This window comes from Mojavia sp., from assembly GCF_059505145.1.
This window is the reverse complement of the sequence record NZ_JCACKA010000086.1, coordinates 1-5,537: the sequence shown is the minus strand read 5'-3', so window position 1 is coordinate 5,537 and position 5,537 is coordinate 1. Positions and strand designations below refer to the sequence as shown.

Below are 5,537 nucleotides of genomic sequence, written 5' to 3'. Positions count from 1 at the left end.
GAGATGCTGGCGCTGACATTCTCAATGGTGGGGCTGGTGCTGACATTCTCAATGGTGGGGCTGGCACCGACAATCTCAATGGAGGGGCTGGTAACGATGTTCTCAATGGAGATGCTGGTGCTGACAATCTCAATGGTGGTGCTGGCGCTGACATTCTCAATGGTGGGGCTGGTGCTGACATTCTCAATGGTGGGGCTGGCGCTGATGTGCTCGTAGGTGGACTGGGGTCAGATACCCTGACGGGCGGAACTGGGGCAGATACGTTTGTCTACCTCAGCAGCGCTGAGTCACCTGTTGGCGCAGGTTTACGTGACACAATCACAGACTTCATCAGTGGCGTCGACAAAATCGATTTGGGAGGAATCTATGGGCCTCCGCTCGTGTTCATTGGCGGTTTAGGCTTTGGTGGAGTTGGTCAAGTGCGATACGCCGACGGATTGTTGCAAGCCAATCTCCTAGGCGATGTAACCCCAGACTTTGAGATCCAATTGGCGGGTGCGCCAGTAATAAATGCAGGTGATCTCATCCTCGCCTAAGTTGAAATCAAGGGTGAGTATGGTGGTTGGCCATGAAGATAGTCTAGTCATGGAAAACCACAATGGCCAAGAAACAGGCCGTTTCACTCACCCTCAAACAAAGACAGACACTGGATGTATTCACGACCAAATACAGAACTGCGGCTTACCAACTCAACCGCATTAACAATTCTCAGTAAAATCTTAAACGTTTAAAAAAGAGCAATTATCATGATAATTGCTCTTTTTTAGGTTCATTATATTGCTGTGAAGTTTATTCCCATCAGTAGATGACTGGAAGATGGTACTATTTCTAGTTCCTGGAGTAACTGCGGTTGGAGTCGATTCCATAGCTGGAACATGAATAAATTTAAGGGGAAAGCCAAACTGTAGGTGGCTTTTTTCAAAAAAATTGCCAAACAAGGAAAATCTCATGACTCAATACGATTATGTAGTGATTGGTGCAGGATCGGCAGGCTGTGTTGTTGCTAATCGTCTGACCGAAGACGGTAAAACAACTGTGTTATTGCTGGAAGCGGGTGTTCCGGCTACCAAACCGGAGATCCAAGTTCCTGTACTCTGGACAAAACTATGGGGTACTGAGGTGGACTGGGCATATTTTACGGAAGAAGAACCGTATTTAAATAACCGCAAATTTTTTGTCCGCGTGGGAAAGTTTTAGGTGGCACCAGTTCAATCAACGCTATGATTTATATTCGCGGCAATCGGCATGATTACGATCGCTGGCAGGAATTAGGCAATCTCGGTTGGAGTTACCAAGATGTGTTGCCATATTTCAAGAAATCTGAAAACCAGCAGCGAGGAACATCAGAATTTCACGGGGTCGATGGAGCGTTGACTGTGAGTGATCCCTTAGCGCCGAGCGTGACATCACAACGATTTGTGGAAGCAGCCGTTGCACTTGGCTATGAGCGTAATCCTGACTTTAATGGTGCACAGCAGGAGGGAGCAGGACTTTATCAGTTAACTGTAAAAGAGGGTAAGCGGCAAAGTACTGCGGCTGCGTTCCTACTACCGATTCTCGATCGCCCCAATTTAACAGTCAGCACTGGTGCATTAGTCACGCGGTTACTATTTGAAGGAACACGCACGGTGGGAGTAGAGTATCTGCACAATGAAACGATACACCAATCTTTTGTGAATCAGGAAGTGATTCTCAGTGCTGGCGCGTTAGATTCCCCCAAGCTGCTGATGCTCTCTGGAATTGGAGATGCTGAACAACTGCGGGCGTTAGACATTCCTGTAGTTGTTGATTTGCCCGGTGTCGGTCAGAACCTCCAAGATCACCTTCATGTCCCAGTGGCATATCAGGCAACTCAGGAGCTGCAACCTGCCCCAACCAGCAATATTGTGGAAGCTGGATTGTTCCTACATACCGAAGGTCGTTTAGATGCTGCGCCTGATTTACAGTTTTTCTGTGGCCCTGTTTTGTGGACACCTCCTGCTTATCCCCGCGAAGGCCCAGGATTCTCAAGTACAGCCTGTTTGACCCAGCCCTACAGCCGTGGCAGTGTTAGTCTGCGTTCTGCTTCCCCCAAAGACCCACCCTTAATCCGGATGAACTATCTCCAGAGTGAATCCGATCTGCAACTAGCTTTTGCAGGACTCAAAATTAGCCGTCAGTTGTTACATTCAAGTGTATTTGATGAGTTCCGAGGCGAGGAAGTTGCTCCTGGTGCTGATGTATCTAGCGATGAAGCACTCCAAGTTTATATCCGGCAAGGTTGTAATACTGTATACCACCCTGTTGGCACTTGCAAAATGGGAACTGACTTAATGGCAGTGGTAGACCCCGAACTGCGGGTACATGGTGTTGAAGGATTGCGTGTTGTAGATGCATCAATTATGCCAACTATCACTACGGGAAACACAAACGCACCCACAATTATGATTGGTGAAAAGGCAGCCGATTTGATTAAAGTCGCAGGTCGGGTTCCAGAGCAAGTGCCGTTAACAAGTGCGATCGCCTAAGCGCACTGCACTTTGCGTAATCGCTTGACTACCTAAAGCATGATCAAACCCAGCCTGACACCAACGGTCACAGCTTCGGTGCGGCTGGAGACACCAAGCTTTTGAAAAATAGATGAGATATGAAACTTCACCGTATGCTCGGAGATATGCAAGTGTTTGGCGATCGCTTTATTACTTATCCCAGAACCAAGCATTTCTAATACTTCAATTTCCCGTGGTGTCAGAGTTTGTACGGGAGTTGCCATGATTTTTTCTCGCATAGGCAACAACTCCACAGCATCTGGATGTAGCACTACCAAATCATTTGCGATCGCAATCACAGCAGCGATAATTTCTGCTTCTGTACTATCACCAGGCAATATGCCTTGGACACCAGAACGCAGTGCCATCTCTAAGTCAATGGTTTCAAGTTCTTCAATAATAATCAGAAATCCCAAACTGTATTGCTCCTCTTGGATCAGCAGCAATTGTTCCCAGATTGATGGTTGCGGATTAGCACCCAAATCTAGTAGCACCACATCGGGTTGTAATTGCCCAACTTCCCTGACCAAAACATCTAAGTTGGATGCACTCCCCACTACAGCCAACTGTGTATTGCTAGTCACCACAGCTGACAAACCTGCCCGTACTATAGGAGAAGGGGCAACTACCATCACCCGGATCATTTTGCCTCCACAGCAGTTTTCCCCGCAACATGGATAATGAATTGTTGCCCACCACGCAAGGCTTGTAAGGTTAGGGATTCGCTGTCGTTGCTTTGATGCAGATATTTGGCTAAGTCATCAAGTCTAGTAAATAGCCGCCCTGAAACTCCAATCAGCACATCACCGATTTGCACACCAGCAGTTTCTGCCGCACTACCAGACAGCACAGATAATACTAATAAACCAAACGTGCGTTGATCTACAAACACAGGTTGCAAAGTTACTCCTAGCTGCCGGCGACTGTGGCCACGCAAAAAACGGTTGACAGCCAAACTAGGGATAGCCACAGCCAAACCATTAACAACCATCGTGTTGATTCCCACGACTCGACCGAGACAGTCGGCAAGCGGCCCCCCGGAATTGCCAGGGTACAATCGAATATTAGCCATGACTGCACGCTGATGATTAGCATGGATGATTCCTGTTGTCACCGCGCCACTATCAGCAAACGGATTTCCCACCGCTAAGACTAATTCACCTACTCGCAGTCCATCAGAATCACCAATAGTTGCAATGTTTAAATTAGTTGCAGTAATTTTTAAGGCGGCTAAATCCTGCTGTGGGTCAAAGTGTGTACGCACAGCATCAAATACCCGCCCATCAGACAATTGAACCGTTGCCTTATGGCTGGTTGCTACATGGGCATTAGTGATAATTAATCCGTCAGGTTGCCAAATTACGCCAGAACCAACTCCTTGAGAATTGCTTTGAACCTTGACTGTGGTGTGGCGTAACTTAGCAGCTAGTGCTGTTAATTCAGCAGTGAGGTTTGTAATTGTAGTGGTCATATTGATTCTTAAAAAACTCTGCGTTACTCTGTCTTGAAAAGTTTGCTCAACGGGGGGAACCCCCGCACGCAACTTTTCGCTGCGCTTACTTTGCGTGACGGCAGTCGCTACAACGGGGGGAACCCCCGCAACGCGCTGCCTCCCCTTTGCGTTAAAAAAAGCTACGAACTGGTAAGCGGTACTCAATTAACGGGAATGCGGCGAACCCCTCCTACCTCCTCTTCCTCTCCTGTGATGGGAGGGATGAGGAATGTCAGCATCAGATTCTTCAGTTATAGGACGTTCACCAATTGCGATCGCTAACTCAATTAACGCCCCACCACGCACAACTTGTACTGGCACAGTTTTACCAACGCGATCGCTACTATTAAGTAGCGCCATAACATCACCTGTATCACTTACAGTTGTGCCGTCAAATGAAACTAATACATCCCCAAGCAGCACACCTGCATTCTCAGCTGGGCCACCTGGCTCGACATTCACAACAATCACACCGATATCAGAAGTTAAATTTAAGGCTGTTTTCAAGTTATTTGGCAAGCGTACAGGTTGCATTCCCACACCCAAATAGCCTCGTGAAATATGCCCTTTTGCTACCAATTGGTCAACCACACGATTAACTGTAGCAACAGGAATAGTTAAAGCTGTGCCGCGTCGTCCTGATGTATTCATTCCTACCACATAACCTGCGGCATCTACCAGTGGGCCGCCTGCAAAGCCGGGATAAAGGATAATATCTGGGCGGATGTATTGGTCAATATTACCACCGCTCATACTCCGCCATGCACCACTAACCACACTCACAGCACCCAAAACCGCCCGTAAATCACCTTCGTTACTTCTTGCCAGTCCCAACACCAAATGACCGACTTTGAGTGTCGTCGCATCGCCAATTTTCGCTATGGGGATTTCTACATTTTGGAGTTGGAAGACAGCTACATCGGTGCTAGAATCATGACCCAAATGTGTAGCTTCTACAGTGCGACCATCTGATAACGTAACGGTTATTTCGTCATAACGCTGAAGCGTCTCATCAGAAGTAACAATGATACCATTACGCCAGTGAATTCCACTTGAGGAAACACGCGTACCAGCATTCACTGCAACCACAGCACTTCCAGCTTGCTCTACCGTATCGGCTAAACTGTTGGACAAAGCCAGTAATGAGGACATCAAAATTTCTCCACCAAAGTTCTTACTCTGCTCTTATGGTGTCGTGATTTACTCATGAGCGGCATCAGAAAATTGGGGAGAATTCACCCTATAAAAATGGCTAGTACCTTTACGAAGCGTAGCGGTTTCAGAAATTTTCCAATGGGTGGCTTATTTACGCCGTGCTGTACTATAGCAATCCGGTCAAGGTGGATGCAATTATTACTCATTCGAGTTCGGAACTCGGAACTTCGTGCTTGGAACTCGGAACTTCGTGCTTGGAACTCGGAACTTCGTGCTTGGAACTCGAAACTTCGGACTTAGAACTCGGAACTTCGGACTTAGAACTCGGAACTTCGGACTTAGAACTCGGAACTTCGTGCTTG

General features: G+C 47.4%; 4 protein-coding genes and 1 pseudogene. 2 read left to right on the top strand and 3 right to left on the bottom strand.

Going from position 1 to position 5,537, the window contains the following annotated elements; all coding sequences use genetic code 11:
- On the top strand, positions 1-536 hold a 536-nt coding region (locus AC5JL8_RS25235), incomplete at its 5' end, for a M10 family metallopeptidase C-terminal domain-containing protein (protein ID WP_495882421.1).
- 412 nt (positions 537-948) lie between these two features.
- Positions 949-2,507: pseudogene (locus AC5JL8_RS25230) on the top strand (GMC family oxidoreductase).
- A gap of 32 nt (positions 2,508-2,539) precedes the next feature.
- On the opposite strand, the gene AC5JL8_RS25225 reads toward AC5JL8_RS25230, so the two are convergent.
- The 3 genes from AC5JL8_RS25225 to AC5JL8_RS25215 form a co-directional block, all read right to left on the bottom strand.
- The gene (locus AC5JL8_RS25225) at positions 2,540-3,172 is read right to left on the bottom strand and encodes a response regulator transcription factor (RefSeq protein WP_495882420.1); all 633 of its coding nucleotides are present in this window, start codon (positions 3,170-3,172) and stop codon (positions 2,540-2,542) included.
- Entirely contained in the window at positions 3,169-3,999 is an 831-nt protein-coding gene (locus tag AC5JL8_RS25220) for a S1C family serine protease (RefSeq protein ID WP_495882419.1), read from the bottom strand. The genes AC5JL8_RS25225 and AC5JL8_RS25220 overlap by 4 nt, the downstream gene beginning before the upstream one ends.
- Before the next feature lie 186 nt (positions 4,000-4,185).
- A complete protein-coding gene (locus tag AC5JL8_RS25215; protein WP_495882418.1) occupies positions 4,186-5,172 on the bottom strand; it encodes a S1C family serine protease in 987 nt (328 codons plus the stop codon).
- Between the last annotated feature and the right edge of the window lie 365 nt (positions 5,173-5,537).

Excerpts from the sequence above, each read along its gene's own strand:
- AC5JL8_RS25225 (WP_495882420.1), bottom strand. The coding sequence starts at position 3,172 with ATGATCCGGGTGATGGTAGTTGCCCCTTCTCCTATAGTACGGGCAGGT.
- AC5JL8_RS25220 (WP_495882419.1), bottom strand. The coding sequence starts at position 3,999 with ATGACCACTACAATTACAAACCTCACTGCTGAATTAACAGCACTAGCT.
- AC5JL8_RS25215 (WP_495882418.1), bottom strand. The coding sequence starts at position 5,172 with ATGTCCTCATTACTGGCTTTGTCCAACAGTTTAGCCGATACGGTAGAG.